We start from the raw sequence: 15,603 nt of genomic DNA on the forward strand, positions 1-15,603 counted from the left end.
GCGGGCCGACGACTGATGTGGAACGAGCGAAGCGAGTGGAACGGAAGGAGGAGTGCTTTTGTACTAAATTTTGCCGAGGGCGCCTATGGCGCCCGCAGAGCAAAATTTAGGTTCACATCATGCCGCCCATGCCGCCGCCCATACCGCCCATGCCGCCGCCGGGTGCGCCGCCTTCCTCGTCGTCGCCCTTGTCGGTCGAGAGGTCGCCGGCGGAGATGATATCGTCGATCTTGAGCACGAGGTTGGCCGCCTCCGAAGCGGAGGTGACGGCCTGCTCTTTGGCGTGGGCGGGTTCGACGATGCCCGCGTCGAAGGTGTTCTCGACGTCGCCGGTCCAGGCGTTCAGGCCGGCGGTGACGTCGTCTTCGTCGTGGGCCGCACGCAGGTCGACGAGCGTGTCGATGCTATCGAGCCCGGCGTTCTCGGCGAGGACGCGCGGGACGAGCTCGAGCGAGTCGGCGAAGGACTCGACGGCGAGTTGCTCGCGACCGGAGACGCTGTCGGCGTAGTCACGCAGGCGCGAAGCGAGTTCGACCTCGATCGCGCCGCCGCCGGCCAGCACGCGGCCGTCGGTGACGGTCTGTGCGACGACGTCGAGCGCGTCGCTGACGCCGCGTTCGAGTTCGTCGACGACGTGGTCGGTCGAGCCCCGAAGCAGGAGGGTGACGCCGTGGGCGTCGTCGCCCTCGACGTAGAACAGGTCGTCGGCCTCGTCGCGGGTTACGTCGCCGTAGCCGAGGTCGTCTTCGGTCGCGCTCTCTAGGTCGGAGACGATCGACGCGTCGACGACCTCCTGGAGGAACTCCAGGTCGGACTTCTTCGTCCGGCGGACGGCGAGGATGCCCTCCTTCGCGAGGTAGTGCTGGGCGAGGTCGTCGATGCCCTTCTGGCAGAAGACGACGTCGGCGCCGACGTCGACGATGTGGTCGACCTTCTCGCGAAGCTGCTGTTCTTCGCGGTCTAAGAACTTCTGGAGCTGATCGGGGTCGGAGACCGAGACCTCGGTGCTGACGTCGGCTTCGTCGACCTCGATCGGGTCGTTGATGAGGAGGATGTCGGCGTCGGTCGCCTCGCGGGGCATGTCGTCGTGCGTCGGCTCTTTGTTGACGATGCCGCCGACGAGGAGGTCGGACTCACCGACCGCGCGGCCGGCCTGCGTCTCGATGTTCAGGAACTCGAGGTCGACGACGTTCTCGCCCTCGTCGTTCTCGACCGTGACGTTGCGGACGGCCTCGACGATCAGCGAGGAGAGGTGCTCCTTATTGAGCTCGGCGCCCTTGCCGGTCATCGACGTCTCGGCGACCGAGCGAAGCAGGTCCTCGTCTTCGGTGTCGACGTCGGTCGCGATATCGTCGATCTCCTCGCGAGCCTGCTCGGCGGCCATGTGGAAGCCCTTGATGATGGCCGTCGGGTGAATGTCCTGCTCGATCAGGTCCTCGGCGTTTTTCAGCAGTTCACCCGCGATCGCGACGGCGGTCGTGGTGCCGTCGCCGGCTTCGTCCTCCTGGGTCTCAGCGACCTCGATGATCATCTCGGCCGTCGGGTTGTCGATGTCCATCTCCTGGAGGATGGTGACGCCGTCGTTCGTGATGGTGACATCGCCCATCGAGTCGACGAGCATCTTGTCCATTCCCTTCGGGCCGAGCGTCGATTTGACCGACTCGGCGACGGCGCGCGCGGCGCTGATGTTGTACTCCTGCGCGTCGCGATCCTTGACGCGCTGGGAGTCTTCGCTCATGACGATCATCGGCTGTCCCTGCTGCATTCGCTGACTCATAGTCAAACGATTCGTTGTTTGTCCTTCTACATAAATCTACCGTTCCCGAGAGTCCCCGACCGCTCGGGCGAGCCACGCCGAACGTGCGTCGAACCGCCCGACGGTAGGCCTGCTGAACGTATTCGTGCGACAGTATACCAAACTACTGTGCGGGGAAAACCGACGCCAAACGAGACTGTTTAAGTATACGTTCGGTGGCGGTCGGGCCGGTCCTTCGCGTCGCCCTATTCTACGCGTCGACCGGTTCGACCAGCGACGGGTCGTCGTTTTTGGGCGCGTTCACGGCCGTCGAGACCGGATACGCCCGAAGCGAGTCGGAGTCGTGCGGCGTGAGCACCGACTTAGGATCGGGCTCTGCGAGCCACTCGCGTTCGGAGTCGGGTTCGAGGATCGCCGCCATCCGGTGGTGAAGCGGTTCGACCACGTCGTTCGGCTCGGTCGTCACGATGGTGAATGTGACGCGCGCGTCGTTCTCATCGCCAGCATCGTCGCCTCGATCATCGGCTCCGCCACTGGCGAACGCGTCGAGACCCGACTGGACCGTCTCCGGACGCCAGGTCGCCCAGAGGCCGGCCATCGCGAAGGGGCGGTCGTCCTCGAACGCGATTCGGTACGGTCGCTTGCCGTCGTCGGTCCGGGTCCACTCGTAAAACCCGTCCGCGAGGACGAGACAGCGCCCGGCTTCGGCAATCTCCGATTCGACGTCGCGACCGGACGACGACCGCTCGTACGATGGTCGAAAGCTCGGCTTCTCGTCGACCGTCTCCGCCCGAGCGTTGATCAGGCCGTCCCGGTCGTCGTCGGCCCAGGCGGGGAGCAGGCCCCACTCGAGCGGCTGGATGGTCTCCGGTTCGGCGTCGGTGACGACGGGAAGCCGCTGGCCCGGCGCGGCGTTGTACGTCGGCGACGTCGGTGCGTCGAACCGGGCGTCGAATCGCTCCTCCAGATCGGCCGGCGGCGTGAACAGCGAGTATCGACCGCACATGAGTCGGCGTACGCGCCGCGGGGAGAAAACCGTTCGCGACGGCGAATCGCTGGTATCGGCTGCGCATCGATGGCGTCGTCAGCACGTTTATAGGACCGGTGCTCCGACCTAGCACTAGATGGACGACCCGGTCGAAGAGTCGTCGGCTGACGGACTGGCCGAAGACGCGCAGTCGACGAAGCGTCGGGAGCGCTCGAAGAAATTCGTCCTCCAGCTTCGAACGCTGTCGCTGATCCTCGTCGTCGTGGGATTCGTCGGTGCGATCGCCGAGGGGTCGGCGCCGATCACACCGGAAACCGCCTTCAGCTACGTCTTCGCCGCCGGTATCGCCGGCGCGCTCGTCTCGGTTTATCTCGGGATCTTCCTCCACGATGGCGCCGACGAGTTCGACCGGTAATGGATCGCCTACGGCGACTCACTTTGCGGTATGGGCGTCGTACTCTTGGTAGGCGTCGTAAACGATCTGGGCATGAACGCGCCACAGCCGACCGAAAACTCGACGGACATGTACGAATTCGTCGTCAGAGACGACGGCCGCCTGGAACTTCGCCACCTCGATCACGCAGACGAGTGGATCGCATCCGACGAACCCGTCGAAGTCCTCCGGTAAGCGCCTCAGCCGGTTAAATGAAAATGTGACAAGTAAATTGTCTCATTTACACGGTTGAGTTCGTGGGTTAGAGCGGTCGAGCGCGAGTTCGATGTTTCGTACGCCACAGTCGAGTGCGAGTTCACGGAACTGTTTGAACCAGTTTCGAGCGCGCGATCTCGCATATTATCGCCGGAGCACAAAAACCATGGATTCGACATTCGAGCGGAAACGGTGCGTTGTATTAGTCGGTATGTAATCGCCTTTCCGTCCGGGAATGTATTGGTCCAAGAGCTACGTAATTTATATGGCGTTGTAGGATTTACTTATGTTATGGGAAGCCTCTCGAATGTTCGTCTTTTCGCGATGGCATTGGTTTCGTCACTTCTAAGCATCCCCATATATGGCATAATATATGATGTATATAACCCGAATGATGGAGGGTTGTTTACACTGATAATCGCTATTGTGATTTTTTCAGTATTGATGTTCGTAGAGGGTTATACGTCAAAAAAATAATTGGTTTTAGTGGAATGTATATTTGGAAGGTGAATATACTCTAGAAATCGGTAGTAAATAGTGATCCAGAAGTAGGCGGCCTTGTTTAGACGCTCACCATCAACTCGATGGGGTCGTCACTAGTAAATTCTAGTGTCCTAGCAAAAGCCGCTACTTGTCGGATATACTAGGAAGTGAAGCGGGTCGGTTTCGGTGTGCTGACGAAGACCGCCCGCTTCGCGAAGACAGTCGTGTCGTTCGCTCAAAAAGCCGTCGCTGGCCCGCCGGAACCGGCATACCGGCCTGGTGAAGACGGGTATGCCGACTGGGTAATTCTCGCGATTCAAGGCCTCAAAGAGTACTTCAACCACGATTACAGGAAGCTGATGGATGTTCTTCGAGAGATGCCCAGAGTCACGAAATTGCTCGACTTGACGCCTGAAACGCTACCACACTTCTCGACAGTGTGCGCGCGAAAGCAGGAGATACCGATGAAGCGGTGGCGAGCGATACTCGATTCGTCGGTCGATCTATACGAACTCGGAGACGTTCAGGCGATCGACGCAACTGGTGTGGATCGCGTCCAAGCCAGCCAGCACTACGCGAAACGGACGGACTACACGTTCGAAGCGGTGAAAACCACGCTGTTGGTCGATTGTGAGACGAGTGCGATCCTATATACACACTGTTCAATGAAACAACCGCACGATACGCAGGTTGGCTGGAAAGTGCTAGTGCGTAATCTCGACGTGTTAGGCACTGTCGCGGCGGATAAGGGCTACGACTGGGAGGAACTTCGCACGAGATGGCGGGCGGAAAGTATCACACCGCTGATTCCACAGCGAGATCCTGGAATGCGAGGATGGGCGAGGAACTTGCTTATCCATGATCGGGCGTATCACCAACGCTCGAACGCTGAATCAGTGTTTTTCGGTCTCCGGCGTAGGTACGGAGACACGCTCTGGTCAAGAACCTGGTTCGGTCAATTCCGTGAACTTGTCATGAAATCTGCGGTCCGGAATATCGAACGCGCGTTAGAGGGTTCAGACCGGTGAAACCAGGCGTCTAAACAGGGCCAAGTAGGCGAAATTCGAAAGACCATCAACAGGTTATGTTTAGTTTGTCTGGCACTGTCTAGATGAGAGTTTGAGGAATAAGCAGGTGGTGGCGAGAAGTGACCATGCAACTCGCCAACCTGCCCAGAGAGAACTTAGACGTGGACTGTGATGAGGATTGGGGAACGAGCGCACCCCGACACCCGTCAGGGTGTTCGGGGTGCGACTGCATTCGATGGGACTGTCGGTTCGAGAGGTCGCCCCAGTGCTCGATTTGCTCGGTATTGACCGTTCTCACGGTGCAATTTGGAACTGGACGCAGAATCTTTCGGAGGACCAGAGCGACCCGACGCCGGTGCAGTCGTCGCGGGTCGCGGGCGACGAGGAACAGATCGAGGTTCACGGCGAGAAAAAATGCTGTACGCCGCGATTGACACGAAATCGAACCTTCTGCTGGAAATCGATGTCTTCGGCCGTCCCTAGAACGTTACGCGTTCTGGTGTGCGAACGAGACGCTGTTCGTCTCGTCAACGCCGCGGAACTGATCCAGCGGCGGCGTTTCTCCATCGGCTGACCGAGAATCACGATATTGACGAGACAGAGTTTCTCGTCGATGATGGCGGCTATCTGACTGCCCTCGCGCGCCACGAATTGAGCGGGCAGCTCGACTACAGAGAGCGAAACCACGTCGAAAAGTAGTTTCAGACCGCCTCAATGCGAATCGACCGCTTTCACTCGTTCTGGCGGGGCAGTCCGGCCAGCGCAAGACGCTGGCTCAGACGCTTCAGACACCAATACAACCACGATCAACCGAATCAAGCGCTCAATGGCCGAACGCCGGCTTAGGAGGTGCTGAAATAGACAGTGCCGAATCGACGTTTTTCACACGCTGGTGCAAATACGGCGAGATAGTCCGTGCTCGCATCTGATTAGGCCAGTTCCGCGAACTCGTTCTGAAGTGTGCGGTCAGCAACGTCGAAATCGCGCTCGACGGTTCAAACACATGATTTTAGGCGTCAAAACAAGACCCTAAATAGTCGATCAATTGTTAGGAATCGTCGCCTACTTTAACATACAAGTGGATGATCAACATTTTCTATATCCAATCCGTCGCCATCACATTCTGTGACTCTACCAATACCGTCCGAAGCTCCGCTGATGGTAGTCTCTGGGTACTCAGTGAACGTATTCCACGGACTACTAGCATACGTCATTTTTCTCTCTCTGGTAGAATCAACTGTATGACCCCAAAAACCATCCCTTTCTTCAAGCACCGATTTGCTATTCCCATCGTCACCCCAGAACCACCCGCGGTTTTCAGTCCATCCATTAGTCTCCACAGCCACAACTTCATCTCCTTCGACATCCCACATTATTTGATGATACAGCTCAAACACTTTCACACCTCCAAAACCTCCCAGTCCGTACAAGTCAAATTGGAACGTGGCTGTATAATCATAAGGGAATGATTGTGCACTGGCCGAATTTGGGAAGATAACATCGGTCATGTCCGCAGATGTTAGTCTATTTGCATCGTGGTAAGCCATTCTTTGGCCGTGGTTTAATTCATCCCAAATATCATCCCTCCCTTCTTCATTCAGCTCGTTGAACTTTTTAAAGAACTCAATGAGTTCATTTTCCTGCCCTGGATTGAAATTTGTATCAATTTCGTTGTGAGTTGCCTCAGCACCGGCCATGATGGAGGTCCCCAAGAACGATAGTCCAGCAACTCCACCACCAATTGTTTTTAGTACTGTTCTTCTCTGATTTCGATTGGTGTCTTTCACCATATGTTATGGTTGGACCAATATAATATATATGCATCGATTTAGTTTTTGTTAATTATTGTTAGACAAATAGTTGGTTTTTAGTGTGGAAGCTGTCGACGAGTCTTAATCACCGGTATTATAGATCCACCTAACAAGATCATTCAAATTATGACGTCAATAGCTCTCCTCGTTCGATAACCATGTGTCCATCTGATTACCATGGATCGATTGCTAAGGAACTGCGTCCTGGATCTCGGTGACCACGTGGAGGTAATACGGCGATCAATTTCATTGGGAAGACACGGTCGTCCGGAGCGAACTATAATCGGTTAAACCCCAGCTCAGTACGTTGCCTGGGGGAGAACGTCGATCTGATGGATCTCGCGACGAATTTCCGTGACCAAAACCAATTGAGACGAAAACGCAACCGATGCTATCAGTCACAAATCTAAAAAAGAGGACTCACGCTAAATCGCACGTAGTGCAATTCGAAACTGAAGCGTATATCGATGAATACGTCATCGATGGGAAAAACAGCGGAACCTTCGCCGGAGATAACACCGGTATCACGTACACGCCGGATGTTTCGGGTGCGGGATCCCCGGTGTCCGTCTCGACGGACGAAATCGCGAGCATTACGTTCAAACGGGACGCGACGCTCCAGCAAAACAGGTTTCTCGGCTGGTTCTTCGCCGTCTTCACCGTCGTCCTCGTGTCGTCCACCTACGTTCTCTACTTCGCTGGGCAACCCACGAATCCGGACTTCGACCACACCGCGTTGTTCATGGGAGTCCTCATCGTCGGCTCGCTCGCCACCACGTACGACTACTTCAACGGCGAAGACTACGACGTCATTGTCGCCCACATTCGAACCGACGACGGCGACTCCCACGTCTTTACCGGACGGATAAAAAATACGGAATTCGTCGACGCGTGCGGGAACCTCCTCGAGACGGACATCGAAACGAGAAATCTGAACGAGAAACTCGACGCGGTACTCGACGACTGACACCTGCAACGCTCCCTACCGTCCACTCGAGAAAGCCCGCAGCTTCGCACTCGCCGTTCGCTCACACCTGGCCGGCACCGTCGGCGTGGGCCTCGATGTTGTCCCAGACGTCGGTCATCACCTCGCCGGTCATCTCGACGAGCGCCTCGACTTCGGGCTGACACTCACACGGCGCACAGCCGAGATCGCGAATCGCCTTCGTCGTCGAGGCGTGGTAGACGCAGACGTCGTCGCCGTCCTCGTAGACGACCGTCGTACACGGGAGCAACCCGGCGAGTTTCGGATCGATCTCGAGGGCCTCCTTCGCGATTTCGGCGTGACAGACCACGATGAGCGCCGTCTTCCTGATCTCTGTGTCTAACACGCCCGCAACGTACTCGTCGAGGCGCGTGAGCGCGACCGTCTCGAACCCCTGGTACTCGTGTTCTAACTGCACGTGGACGACCGCGTCCTCGAACGGCAGATCGAGCGTGGTGAAAAGCGCCTCCTCGACGGTGGGAGCCGGCGTCTGCTCCGTACTCATACCGACAGCATCTCCCGCACGTTATATCAATACACCCGCTTTCGGCAACGGCGGACGAGTGGTCAAAATGTCAGCAGGGTTGAATTGGCTCGCGAGCTACTCGCCCATCTCAGACTCGAAGAATGACGCCTGATCTGCACAATCGACGACCGGAAACGCTCGCAGCATCTCGACGGCGTGATCCTCGTCGAACCCGCCGGCGACGAACGCGTACTCCTCGGCAGTGACGTAAGCCAGGACCGCTGCGTGATGTGAATCAGCGCGGTCGAAAACGGTGGACAGATCTTCTTCAGATTGCGGCGGTTCGCCAAATCGCGACGCAACCGTAGTTACGTCCGTCGAGCCGCCTTCCCTGAACGTTCGAGAGGTCGATTCAAGACCCCCCATGGACATATCGCCGTGCCCCGCCTCCGAGAGTCCACTGACGTCACTTTCGTCGGGAAGCATCGCTTCGAGGTCGTCCGTATCCGGGGTCGAACACACGCCGAAGCCACCACCGTTGCTACCGTCGCCGTCGTCGTCACTCGATAGACAGCCAGCAAGTGCGGCCGTTCCTGTTGCCGCAAGCGCCAGGACGCGTCGTCGCGATACGGTACGATCAGTCTTCGATCGGGTATTCATCGGTACCGGACTTGTCCGACAGTCAGTAATAACGCCCCGCTAACCAGATGGGAAGTTGGTAACTTACCAGAGAGTAAGTTGCAGCAGTAACGTGGTTGTTCAAACAGTCACGTCTCGACCGCGGAGTCACCGCATCGTGGCATCGCTCGAAGTCGATACCGACAGGACGCCGCTCACGGGTCGTTCCTCCCCGTTCGACATTTCGAGGATTTCGCTACGCTCGATCCTCGTCGCTCACGGCTTCGCCGTTCGCTAATTCGCGATTCTCACTTCGTTCGAACCTCGCTACGCCAGGACTGGGATTTGAACCCACCTCCAGACGGTCCTGCTCGTTCGCTTCGCTCACTGCGCGGGCTGCGACTGGCGTACGTTCAAATCCCGCTTTGGCGCTTCCTGGCACCAAGTTTCTCGCGACGCTATGCGTCGCTCGAAGTTGATACCGACAGGAAGCGCCAGGACTGGGATTTGAACCCAGAATCCCGAAAGGGAACACGCTTTCCAGGCGTGCGCCTTACCGTTCGGCCATCCTGGCTCGGATGAAGGTTGCCGACTGGGTCGAATAAGTCTTGCGAGGTCGGTCTCACCGGCCGCGGGTTTCGGCCCACGCGACGACGCGATGTTCGTACCGATAGGTCACCACGGCCGTCGCACCGGCTACGATGACCGAACCGACGAGCGACTGCGCGAGCGTCAGGTCGACCGCGTCGAGGGCGATCGACCCCTGGGCGAGGATGGCGAAGACGAGTCCGCCGACGATCCCCCAGAGGGTTGCGGATTTGACGCGTGCGTTCACGGTGTGGTCGGTTACTCGAGGTTCGCGATGGCCTCGATCTCGACGCCGGCGCCCTTGGGAAGGTTCGCCACCTCCACGGCGCTTCTGGCGGGTGGCTCGTCGTCGAAGTAGGTCGCGTACGTCTCGTTCATCTCCTCGAAGTCGTCGATATCGGCGAGAAACACCGTCGTCTTGAGGACGTCCGCGGGCGTCGCGCCCTTCTCCTTCAAGATCGCGACGACGTTGTCGAGCGCCTGCTCGGTCTGGACGGAGATGGGCTCGTCGTCGAGCAGCTCGCCGTCGGGCGTCAGCGGAATCTGGCCGGCGGTAAAGAGAATCGAGCCGTTCGTCGTCGCCTGACTGTACGCGCCGACCGCGGCCGGAGCGTCGTCCGTGCTGATGATTCGCTTCATACCTAGCGGTCCGGGAGGCGGGCTAATAAAGGGCGGCGAAATCGGTCAGTTCCGCCGATCGCGGACACCGATCACTCCTCGACGTCGAGGTCGAACTGCTCGTTCTCGACGACGGCGTTCAAGACGACGCTCGTGTTCGACTCCTTGATGTCGGGGTCGGTCAGCAGCGTCTTGATCTGCTCGTTCATGCCGTCGGTGTCTCGAAACTTGCCGATCGCCGTGACGTCGTAGTCGCCGGTGACCTCGTAGACGGAGATCATCTGGCGGTGCTCGCGAAGCCGGTCGGTGATCTCCGGAAGGGCGTCACCTTCGACCTTGAGCTGGATGACGGCCGTGACGTCGTAGCCGAGCGCGTCGTAGTCGACGCGCGGGGTGTAGCCGTCGATCACGCCGGCCTCCTCCAGGTCGGATAAGTGATTCGAGACGGTCGTCACCGACACGTCGAGTTCCTCGGCGAGGCTTCGCAGGCTCGCGCGACCATCTCCCAACAGGGCATTCACCAACTTCGAGTCGAGATTTTCGTACGTCATCAAGCTGACCCACTTCCCCCACCCATTAGAACTTTACGAATGAACAATTTCTGGCGAGAGACGGGCTAATTGCGCGGAACAGTAGGGTTTTAGTGGTGGAGATGGTTGAGTCAGACGAGCTTCGGATGACAACCGGCAATCTTACAAGTACGGAAGAATCGGTTCTCGAAACGATCGAACACGAAGATATCGACTTTCTTCGATTGCAGTTTACTGATATTCTCGGCGTGGTAAAAAACGTCTCGGTTCCCGCTCGCCAGACCGAGAAAGCGTTCCGCGAGGGCATCTACTTCGACGGCTCGTCGATCGAAGGATTCGTTCGGATCCAGGAGTCGGACATGCGCCTGATTCCCGATCCCGAGACGTTCGCCATCCTGCCGTGGCGCACGAACGACCACGGCGCGGCGGCGCGCATGATCTGCGACGTCGTCGACACCTCGACGGGCGAACCGTTCGCCGGCGATCCGCGAACGGTGCTCAAACGCACGCTCGACCGTGCTGCCGAGCTAGGATACACCGTCAACGTCGCGCCCGAACCCGAGTTCTTCCTCTTCGAGGAAGACGAAGACGGTCGCGCGACGACGAAGACGAACGACGCCGGCGGCTACTTCGACGTCGCGCCGAAGGACCTCGCGAGCGACGTCCGCCGGGACATCATCTACGGCCTCGAATCGATGGGCTTCGAGATCGAAGCGAGCCATCACGAGGTCGCCGAAGGGCAACACGAGATCAACTTCGAGTACGACGACGCCATCGCCACCGCGGACAACGTTGCCACGTTCCGGACGGTGGTCCGCGCCATCGCCGCCCAGCACGACCTGCACGCGACGTTCATGCCGAAACCGATCGCCGAGATCAACGGCTCGGGCATGCACACGCACGTTTCCTTTTTCACCGAGGACGGCGAGAACGCCTTCCACGACGGTGACGACGAGTTCAACCTGAGCGAGACGGCCCACGCGTTTCTCGCCGGCGTCTTAGAACACGCCCCCGCGATCACCGCCGTCGCCAACCCGACGGTCAATAGCTACAAGCGCCTCGTCCCGGGCTACGAGGCGCCCGTCTACGTCGCCTGGTCCGACCGCAACCGCTCTGCGCTGATCCGCAAACCCGCCGCGCGCGTCCCGGCCGCCTCGCGCATCGAGCTGCGCTCGCCCGATCCGTCGTGTAACCCCTACCTGGCCCTCGCGGCCATCATCGAGGCCGGTCTCGACGGTATCGAGCGCGATCTCGAGGCGCCGGACCCGGTCAGAGAGAACATCTACGAGTTCGACGAGCGAAAGCGCGACGAGTACGGCATCGACACGCTGCCGACGAACCTGGGCGAGGCGGTCGACGCGCTCGAAGCCGACGAGGTCGTCAACGACGCGCTCGGCGAGCACGTCTGCGAGAAGTTCATCGAGGCAAAGCGCCAGGAGTTCGACGACTACCTCGTCTCCGTCTCCGAGTGGGAACTCGATCGCTACCTCGAGACGTTCTGAGCGGTCGGTCCGGTTTCGCCGCGTTCGACGGACTGGTTACGTTGCGGCGGTCGGCTCACCGCGAACCGATCAGTTACTCACACCGAGCGACGACTCTTCCGTCTCGATCGTGACCGCGACCAGCCGAGGCAGTCCGACGATCACCACGCCAGCGAAGAGGCCGAGACCGAACCAGACGACGACCCAGTCGGTGACCAGCAGGACGGCCGCCCCCGCCGAGAGGAGACCGATGCCGAGCAGACCGTGACCGACCCGATCGATCGAGAGCGCCCACCCGGAGTAAGGTGGCGTCGCGTAGGTCCAGGCGATCGCCGATCCGACGGCCCCGCCGAACAGCGCGGCGGCGTCGACGCGACCCCCGACGACGAACGAGACCAGCGAGACGGCGGCGACGGCGACGAAGACCGCGGTCGTCTCTGCGTGTCGATCGTATTCGGTTCGGACGGTTCGACGAAGTGCGATGACGGCGGCGACGAACGCGGCGGCGATGGCGGCCCCGACGAACACGTCGATCGGGTAGTGCAGACCGACCGCGACGCGGGAAAAACCGATGGCAGCGATCATCGCGGATGCCCCGACGAGACGCTGGCGCCGGGTACCGACGTCGAGTTCGAACGCGAACGCGAGCCAGATGGCGGTTCCGGCCATCGCGTGGCCGCTCGGAAAACTCGTCGAGGAGACCTCGACCAGCGGTGCGTAGGCGTGGCGAATGCCGACCGGGAGCGTCTCTGGGGCGATCGCGGGACCGACGCCAGGTCGGCCGATCTCGAAGTAGCCCTTCGTTCCGACCATGATCGCGTACGCACCCATCACCGTCCCGAGCCAGGGCGCGAATCGATCGCGCGGACCGAAGTAAAAGGCGATGACGATCGCCGGCGCGACGAACCAGACGCTCCCGACGTACGAAAAGAGCGCCCAGAGGAACGCCGCCCACTCGGGGAACGTATCCCGAACCGTTCGGACGGTCGTCGAGTCGAACCACATCGACTCCGTCTTTCGATTCGGCGACCGTATTTCTGTCGGTCGAAAAGACTGTCGCGGTCGGTGAATGGCGTCGGCCGGAGAATCCAGAAGCGCTACTCACCGACTCACGATCGCCACTCGCCGACGCGGTCCCGGAGCCGGCCGGGAAGCCCCAGGACCGAAAACACCGTTCCGAACAGAACCATCAGCAGGTAGACGCCGAGCGTCGAGGTCCAGATGACGAACATGGCAAAGACGGCCCAGCCGCTAGAGAGGAAGTAGTAGGCGGCGATCGTCATCGCGGTGCCGTACAGTAATACGAGATAGGGGCCCCAGCCGTGGGCCTTGCCGCGACGGACGCGCCGGCGGACGTACCGTCGTAGATCGCCCTCGAGGTCTTCTTTGCGAACCGTTCTGGACTCGACACCCGCCTCTACGGCCGCCAGCTCGTCGCGAAGTCGCTCGATCTCCTCGCGCAGGGCGGCCGGATCGTCCGCCCGGTCGCGGGTACGATCGCTCGCGCGTCGTCCGTCGCTCGGTTCCCCGGCGGACGTCGCCCGTTCGGTCGCGTCGCTCGCCCGCTCCCCGGGGTCGTCCGTCGTCGATCCCGTCGGCGGCTCCGACGTGGGCGACTCGCCGTCGCGATCCGTGGCGTCGTCGGTCATCGCTCGTCGGCCGAACTGTCGAGAGCCGGGACTTTGTAGCTGCCGGTCCGTTCCGCGATCGGCGAGAACGGCGTTGACCACCGCGCCGAAGACGACGACGATCGCGCCGAGGTAGAGCCAGATGAGTACGAGCAATACGCCCCCGAGCGCGCCGTAGACGGCCGAGGCTGAGGCGAGCGCGGCGTAGATAGCGAACGTCCGACTGAGCGCGAGCCAGCCGACGGCCGCGATCATCGTCCCCGGGAGCGCCTCGCGAACCGACACCGACCGGCCGGGGAAGATGACGTACAGCGGGAGAAACGCCGCGACCAGCGCCGGAAAGACGAATAACGGACCGACGAGACCGGTTCCCGGCACCGGCGCCAGGGCGATCGCGAGTTCGAGCCCGGCGACGAGACCCAGTCCGACCGTGACCGCACCGGCGACCACGGCCGCGTCCCAGAACGTATCGAGCACGCTTCGCTCGCCACCGGTGCCGTAGATCAGCGAGAACGCCCGGTCGAGCCCTCTGAGAACCCGACTCGATCCCCAGATGATACCGATCGCCCCGACGACCGTCGCGGACCGGCGTCCGGTGTCGTCGACGAGCGCGTCGGCGAGCAGCTGCTGGGCGGCCGGCGTCAGAAATTCGGCAGCCGCACCCGAGAACCGGTGTGCCAGCGCTTCGCCCCCCAGGCTCGACGCTACTCCCACGGCCAGCAGCGCGATGGGTACCAGCGAGAGAAACGCGTAAAACGCGACGCCGGCCGACAGAAGCGTCAGCTGCCTGGTCCGAGCGATGAAGATGGCGTCTCGGAGAGCGAGACGTATCGAGTCGACGTCGATCACGAACCGTGCTACCACGCCCGGCAGGAAATAGCGCACACGGTTTCGCGCTCGGTGAGGCTGGCCGTCACGGAATCGGGACGACCGACGGGAGTTACCCGCCGTCGGTTCGGTCCGCTCGTTCCGGCGATCCGCCCCGGTAGACTGCCCAGAGTAGCAGGGCCGCGATCAGGAAGTCGAAGCCGTGTTCGATCAAGTGGTGGACGGTCATCGGGACGACGCCGAAGACGGTCCCCAGCCCGACGACCGACCGCGTGACGAGCAAGCCGAGTACGATCGAGAGGAGCGCGTATCGGGCCGTCCGACGGCGGCGGTAGGCGACCACGGCCGCGAGGAAGAGGACGGTGGTCCCGACGGCGGCGAGCGCGATTACGACGAGAAGCAGCGGCGTCAGCTCCGGGTCGTGCCACGACGCCGGCATCGCGCGAATCATTTACACGTAAGTGCTCTCAGACCGTCGTCCTATGTGTGTCGATTCGGTCTACCGTGCTCCCGACGGTTTCGACCGTTCCCTCGCGGCGGGAACCGTCGCAACCGTGGAACATCCCCCGCTAGTACGGAAGGGTAAGCCGACGCTGATCAATCGTGACAGAAACCAGAACATCGATACGCGAACACGTCCACGCCAACGCCGGCGTCCACTTCAACGAGCTGGTCAGAGCGGAGGCGTTCGCGCCCGGACAGGTGCAGTACCACCTGCGCCGACTCATCGACGAGGGCGCGGTCGTCCGCGAGGAGTTCTACGGCCAGACTCACTACTACCCGCCGTCGACGACGGACTGGGAGCGCGCCGCGCTGGCGCTGTTTCGTCGGGAGAGCTCACGAGCCATCGTCTCGACCCTGCTCGAACGAGAGGCGACGACGCCCGCCACCCTCGCACGAGACCTCGACCTCGCCAGAAGCACGGTCGAGTACCACCTCGACCGCCTCGTCGAGCGCGAGGTGGTCGAAAAGCGCTACGATCACCGAAACCGGGTGTCGCTCACCCTGACGAATCCCACCCGGACGAGGCGGCTCCTCCAGGCGGTCGAACCCTCGACGCCGGACCGGCTCGTCGATCGCTTTACGCGCTTCGTCGACGACGTTTTCGAAGACGCCACCGAATAGGGGTAGCCGGGCGACCATCGG

General features: G+C 60.7%; 17 protein-coding genes, 1 tRNA gene and 2 pseudogenes. 8 read left to right on the forward strand and 12 right to left on the reverse strand.

All coding sequences use genetic code 11. The features are described from left to right. Nucleotides 1-112 precede the first annotated feature (112 nt). The gene (gene thsB, locus NKH31_RS05320; RefSeq protein WP_254864100.1) at nucleotides 113-1,777 is read right to left on the reverse strand and encodes a thermosome subunit beta; all 1,665 of its coding nucleotides are present in this window, start codon (nucleotides 1,775-1,777) and stop codon (nucleotides 113-115) included. A 229-nt stretch (nucleotides 1,778-2,006) separates the two neighbouring features. Then, nucleotides 2,007-2,762 (reverse strand): SOS response-associated peptidase, encoded by a 756-nt coding sequence (locus tag NKH31_RS05325; RefSeq protein ID WP_254864101.1) that lies wholly within the window; start codon nucleotides 2,760-2,762, stop codon nucleotides 2,007-2,009. 118 nt (nucleotides 2,763-2,880) lie between these two features. Between NKH31_RS05325 and NKH31_RS05330 the strand changes: the two genes are divergently transcribed. The 5 genes and pseudogenes from NKH31_RS05330 to NKH31_RS05350 form a co-directional block, all read left to right on the forward strand. After that, nucleotides 2,881-3,159, forward strand: coding sequence for a hypothetical protein (locus NKH31_RS05330; RefSeq protein ID WP_254864102.1), 279 nt, complete (start codon nucleotides 2,881-2,883; stop codon nucleotides 3,157-3,159). Nucleotides 3,160-3,189: 30 nt separating this feature from the next. Further along, nucleotides 3,190-3,372 carry a hypothetical protein gene (locus NKH31_RS05335; protein ID WP_254864868.1) on the forward strand — a complete coding sequence of 61 codons (183 nt, stop codon included), beginning with the start codon at nucleotides 3,190-3,192 and terminating at the stop codon, nucleotides 3,370-3,372. A gap of 671 nt (nucleotides 3,373-4,043) precedes the next feature. Continuing rightward, nucleotides 4,044-4,904, forward strand: coding sequence for an IS5 family transposase (locus NKH31_RS05340; RefSeq protein ID WP_425492313.1), 861 nt, complete (start codon nucleotides 4,044-4,046; stop codon nucleotides 4,902-4,904). 125 nt (nucleotides 4,905-5,029) lie between these two features. Next, nucleotides 5,030-5,750, forward strand: a pseudogene (locus NKH31_RS05345) (IS6 family transposase). Nucleotides 5,751-5,767: 17 nt separating this feature from the next. Further along, nucleotides 5,768-5,911, forward strand: a pseudogene (locus NKH31_RS05350) (IS5/IS1182 family transposase); the annotation flags it as partial. Nucleotides 5,912-5,971: 60 nt separating this feature from the next. Here NKH31_RS05350 and NKH31_RS05355 read toward each other — a convergent pair. After that, a complete protein-coding gene (locus tag NKH31_RS05355; protein ID WP_254864104.1) occupies nucleotides 5,972-6,694 on the reverse strand; it encodes a hypothetical protein in 723 nt (240 codons plus the stop codon). A gap of 460 nt (nucleotides 6,695-7,154) precedes the next feature. Here NKH31_RS05355 and NKH31_RS05360 point away from each other — a divergent pair, with 460 nt between their 5' ends. Then, the gene (locus NKH31_RS05360) at nucleotides 7,155-7,682 is read left to right on the forward strand and encodes a hypothetical protein (protein WP_254864105.1); all 528 of its coding nucleotides are present in this window, start codon (nucleotides 7,155-7,157) and stop codon (nucleotides 7,680-7,682) included. A 61-nt stretch (nucleotides 7,683-7,743) separates the two neighbouring features. Here NKH31_RS05360 and NKH31_RS05365 read toward each other — a convergent pair whose 3' ends face one another. From NKH31_RS05365 to lrp, 6 genes are all read right to left on the reverse strand, one after another. Then, nucleotides 7,744-8,205 (reverse strand): DUF302 domain-containing protein, encoded by a 462-nt coding sequence (locus tag NKH31_RS05365; RefSeq protein WP_254864106.1) that lies wholly within the window; start codon nucleotides 8,203-8,205, stop codon nucleotides 7,744-7,746. Between the two features lie 96 nt (nucleotides 8,206-8,301). Beyond that, nucleotides 8,302-8,826: a hypothetical protein gene (locus NKH31_RS05370; RefSeq protein ID WP_254864107.1), complete on the reverse strand. Its 525-nt coding sequence runs from the start codon at nucleotides 8,824-8,826 to the stop codon at nucleotides 8,302-8,304. Between the two features lie 450 nt (nucleotides 8,827-9,276). After that, a tRNA-Ser gene (locus NKH31_RS05375) sits at nucleotides 9,277-9,358 on the reverse strand. A 48-nt stretch (nucleotides 9,359-9,406) separates the two neighbouring features. Then, nucleotides 9,407-9,619: a DUF7981 family protein gene (locus tag NKH31_RS05380; RefSeq protein ID WP_254864108.1), complete on the reverse strand. Its 213-nt coding sequence runs from the start codon at nucleotides 9,617-9,619 to the stop codon at nucleotides 9,407-9,409. A gap of 11 nt (nucleotides 9,620-9,630) precedes the next feature. Next, nucleotides 9,631-10,011 carry a Rid family detoxifying hydrolase gene (locus tag NKH31_RS05385; protein ID WP_254864109.1) on the reverse strand — a complete coding sequence of 127 codons (381 nt, stop codon included), beginning with the start codon at nucleotides 10,009-10,011 and terminating at the stop codon, nucleotides 9,631-9,633. A gap of 71 nt (nucleotides 10,012-10,082) precedes the next feature. Beyond that, nucleotides 10,083-10,541, reverse strand: coding sequence for an HTH-type transcriptional regulator Lrp (gene lrp / locus NKH31_RS05390; RefSeq protein ID WP_254864110.1), 459 nt, complete (start codon nucleotides 10,539-10,541; stop codon nucleotides 10,083-10,085). Between the two features lie 125 nt (nucleotides 10,542-10,666). On the opposite strand from lrp, the gene glnA reads away from it, so the two are divergent. Further along, a complete protein-coding gene (gene glnA / locus NKH31_RS05395) occupies nucleotides 10,667-12,022 on the forward strand; it encodes a type I glutamate--ammonia ligase (protein WP_254864861.1) in 1,356 nt (451 codons plus the stop codon). Nucleotides 12,023-12,091: 69 nt separating this feature from the next. Here the strand turns inward: glnA and NKH31_RS05400 are convergent, their stop codons facing one another. From NKH31_RS05400 to NKH31_RS05410, 3 genes are all read right to left on the reverse strand, one after another. Then, nucleotides 12,092-13,006 (reverse strand): phosphatase PAP2 family protein, encoded by a 915-nt coding sequence (locus NKH31_RS05400; RefSeq protein WP_254864111.1) that lies wholly within the window; start codon nucleotides 13,004-13,006, stop codon nucleotides 12,092-12,094. Nucleotides 13,007-13,110: 104 nt separating this feature from the next. Further along, a complete protein-coding gene (locus NKH31_RS05405) occupies nucleotides 13,111-14,478 on the reverse strand; it encodes a YihY/virulence factor BrkB family protein (RefSeq protein ID WP_254864112.1) in 1,368 nt (455 codons plus the stop codon). A gap of 91 nt (nucleotides 14,479-14,569) precedes the next feature. Next, complete coding sequence (locus tag NKH31_RS05410; protein ID WP_254864113.1) at nucleotides 14,570-14,908, reverse strand: DUF7471 family protein; 339 nt, start codon at nucleotides 14,906-14,908, stop codon at nucleotides 14,570-14,572. A gap of 152 nt (nucleotides 14,909-15,060) precedes the next feature. On the opposite strand from NKH31_RS05410, the gene NKH31_RS05415 reads away from it, so the two are divergent. After that, complete coding sequence (locus NKH31_RS05415; RefSeq protein WP_254864114.1) at nucleotides 15,061-15,582, forward strand: winged helix-turn-helix transcriptional regulator; 522 nt, start codon at nucleotides 15,061-15,063, stop codon at nucleotides 15,580-15,582. The last annotated feature ends 21 nt before the right edge of the window (nucleotides 15,583-15,603 follow it).

It is taken from the genome of Halovivax gelatinilyticus, from assembly GCF_024300625.1.
Classification (GTDB): Archaea; Halobacteriota; Halobacteria; order Halobacteriales; family Natrialbaceae; genus Halovivax; species Halovivax gelatinilyticus.